The sequence below is a fragment of the Escherichia sp. R1 genome, assembly GCF_003000935.1.
Classification (GTDB): domain Bacteria; phylum Pseudomonadota; class Gammaproteobacteria; order Enterobacterales; family Enterobacteriaceae; genus Escherichia; species Escherichia coli.
Genome location: NZ_PSRU01000060.1, coordinates 1 through 2,352, shown reverse-complemented (window position 1 = coordinate 2,352; position 2,352 = coordinate 1). Strand labels below are relative to the sequence as shown.

Here is a 2,352-nt window from a genome sequence, read left to right as displayed (position 1 = left end):
GGTATAAGGCGTGATGGCCACCGGACTGCCAAATGGCTGCCACCCCTCCTTCAGTTTTTGTGTCAGTCGTTTCGCAAGGTCTGACGGCGATGCCGCCCTGACAACATCATAGTGTTTAAATGCCATGGTTCTTTCCACCATCTGAAAAATAATTCTTTAAAATACCTGACATGTAATACAGAAAAAACACAAAACCATACCTTAAATAAAAACCTCATCATCAAGCAGATATGCATGGATAAACTACAAGACGAGATATAAACCACCCTGCATTTAAATAAACAATAAACAACATCAGAAAAATAATTCTGCTCTATGGTTTACATTCAAAAATATCATTTATACTTTTCAGAACATCACCAGCAAGACATAAACAAGGAAACTAAATGAAGTGGATTGTGATTGATACAGTTATCCAGCCATCATGCGGAATATCTTTTTCAGTCATATGGAGTAAAATAAAATTAATAATCTGGTATCAATCGGATGCTTTCTTACCTCCTGAAAGTATATTTACACTGACTCACACAGGTATCATGCTCAATAACAAAGTGCTACCTGTAACCATTTACAACGTAGCACCATTCAATAAAACATTCTGGAATTTAATCAAAAACAGCCAGGAATGTCCTACAAATACAGATAACGTATTGAATGAATGCTTTAATAACCGTTGCACTCTGCAAATATGTCCTTATGGACTAAAACAACAAAGTCCATAAGGAGTTTACTCACATCTGACAAAATCAATATAAACAGCCCCTCCGGAGAGGGGCTGGAGAGTGGCGCTATGTGCCATTGCATGGTGCCGGGTGCCTCCCGGTGAATTCAGTACCAGCACCTGAATCCGCGATTATCCCATATACCTACTCGCTGATTGCCCCTCCGCACAGGGGGATTCACCATGCCAGTTTCTTTTAACAAACTCCCCGCAAACCAGACAACAGTCAACCGCCTGAATTGTGAAGTATTTAAAAATTTCTCCCGCTAACTGATACCCGGCTAACAGTCTGGCGTTTTCTTTTTCAGCAACGGGAAAGCAACAACCACCACACCCGCCACCAGCACACCGTCAGCCAGCACTGACATTATCCGGCTGCTGCAATGCCACTCACAAAAACAGTAAGCAATCACTTTTTACCGTAACAAGTGATAATCCAGATATGTATCTACCCCAGATGAGTAATCCGAAGTTCATCCATACCACAGGTACTGGCTATTCTGTTGTACTCCTGAACAAGAGCAAATAATTCTGAATTAGCAACCATGAACTCATCGCAAACCCTCTGTATAGCATCACTATTCAGAATAATAACGTCTCTTCCCGAAAGACGATCAGGAGTACAGAACAAAACTGTCAAACGGCTGAAGGCCTTTGCTCGTCCTGCATTGACTATATCAATACGCTGCCTAAGGATGAAACACCCCGACGCCTCATCAATATTCACTCTACCCACACCATATGAATGATAAATATTTAATGCTGAAAAAACCATTAGACCGTATAACAAACACTCAATCAATACTTAACAGAACTTTTATTTTTGACAAACATAAAATATTTTCAACAATATCCTGAGCCAGGTATATTTCAGTATAAGGCTCTGCCGGAAGGAATCTGGAAGAATGAATATAGCGCGCTGTACTGGATTCGAACCAGTGACCGATTGCTTAGAAGGCAATTGCTCTGTCCGGCTGAGCTAACAACGCTGAATACCGATAATGGACCGCCATCGGGGACCCGCCCCCGCACCAACAACCCTGTTATCGTGTCGTCTGCTCTTCCTGATAAGCTAATGGCGGTTTGTGATGGTGGCCCTTGCTGGATTTGAACCAGCGACCTGGCGATTATGAGTCGCTCGCTCTCACCACTGAGCTAAAGGGCCGGGAGCAGAATAATAACGGTCCGTAATTAATTCCGCAATAAAAAACCCGCTCGGCGGCGGGTTGTAGAAACTCTTCTAACGCCAGGCATAAAAAGCCCATTGTTATGACGAATTTACCACAGATTCCGGAAAAATCAACCTTGTTACCTAGTTACCTTTTTTAACTGCCGCTCAGCCCATGCTTCTTCAATATCAAACCGGGTCACCAGCGCATCATAGAATTTCTTAACTGTTTTTTCCCATGACGCGCGTGTTATCTGGTTTGTCACCTCGCATATAGCATTAAATGCCTCCGTTGATGGTAGTCTTTCATAGCCACGACCACCACAACGCTGGCAGTCTCTGATAACAGGCATACCACGTTTTACCGACTCTTCACGATGAATGGCGACACCACGCCCACGGCAATCCTTACAGGCGGTGGAAACCTCACCCTTTCCGCCACACTCCGGACAGGCAACTTTTA

Annotated in this window: 4 protein-coding genes, 2 tRNA genes and 1 pseudogene; 2 read left to right on the top strand and 5 right to left on the bottom strand. The window is 43.4% G+C overall.

What is annotated here, in order from left to right; genetic code table 11:
• On the bottom strand, positions 1-126 hold a 126-nt coding region (locus C4F37_RS26955), incomplete at its 3' end, for a DUF1737 domain-containing protein (RefSeq protein ID WP_106106744.1).
• A gap of 260 nt (positions 127-386) precedes the next feature.
• Here C4F37_RS26955 and C4F37_RS26950 point away from each other — a divergent pair.
• Positions 387-722, top strand: coding sequence for an anti-adapter protein IraM (locus C4F37_RS26950; RefSeq protein ID WP_001336019.1), 336 nt, complete (start codon positions 387-389; stop codon positions 720-722).
• Positions 723-792: 70 nt separating this feature from the next.
• Positions 793-918: pseudogene (locus C4F37_RS28115) on the top strand (hypothetical protein); the annotation flags it as partial.
• Positions 919-1,002: 84 nt separating this feature from the next.
• On the opposite strand, the gene C4F37_RS26940 reads toward C4F37_RS28115, so the two are convergent.
• The 4 genes from C4F37_RS26940 to C4F37_RS26920 form a co-directional block, all read right to left on the bottom strand.
• Positions 1,003-1,134, bottom strand: coding sequence for a DUF3927 family protein (locus tag C4F37_RS26940; protein ID WP_000562553.1), 132 nt, complete (start codon positions 1,132-1,134; stop codon positions 1,003-1,005).
• 502 nt (positions 1,135-1,636) lie between these two features.
• Positions 1,637-1,710: transfer RNA gene (locus tag C4F37_RS26930), tRNA-Arg, on the bottom strand.
• 100 nt (positions 1,711-1,810) lie between these two features.
• Positions 1,811-1,886 (bottom strand) — tRNA-Ile (locus C4F37_RS26925).
• Positions 1,887-2,029: 143 nt separating this feature from the next.
• A partial coding sequence (locus tag C4F37_RS26920) for an antitermination protein Q (RefSeq protein WP_135167702.1) occupies positions 2,030-2,352 on the bottom strand: 323 nt, incomplete at its 5' end.

What these genes read in the sequence shown, in the direction of transcription:
- C4F37_RS26950 (WP_001336019.1), top strand. Translation starts at nt 387, where the DNA reads ATGAAGTGGATTGTGATTGATACAGTTATCCAGCCATCATGCGGAATA.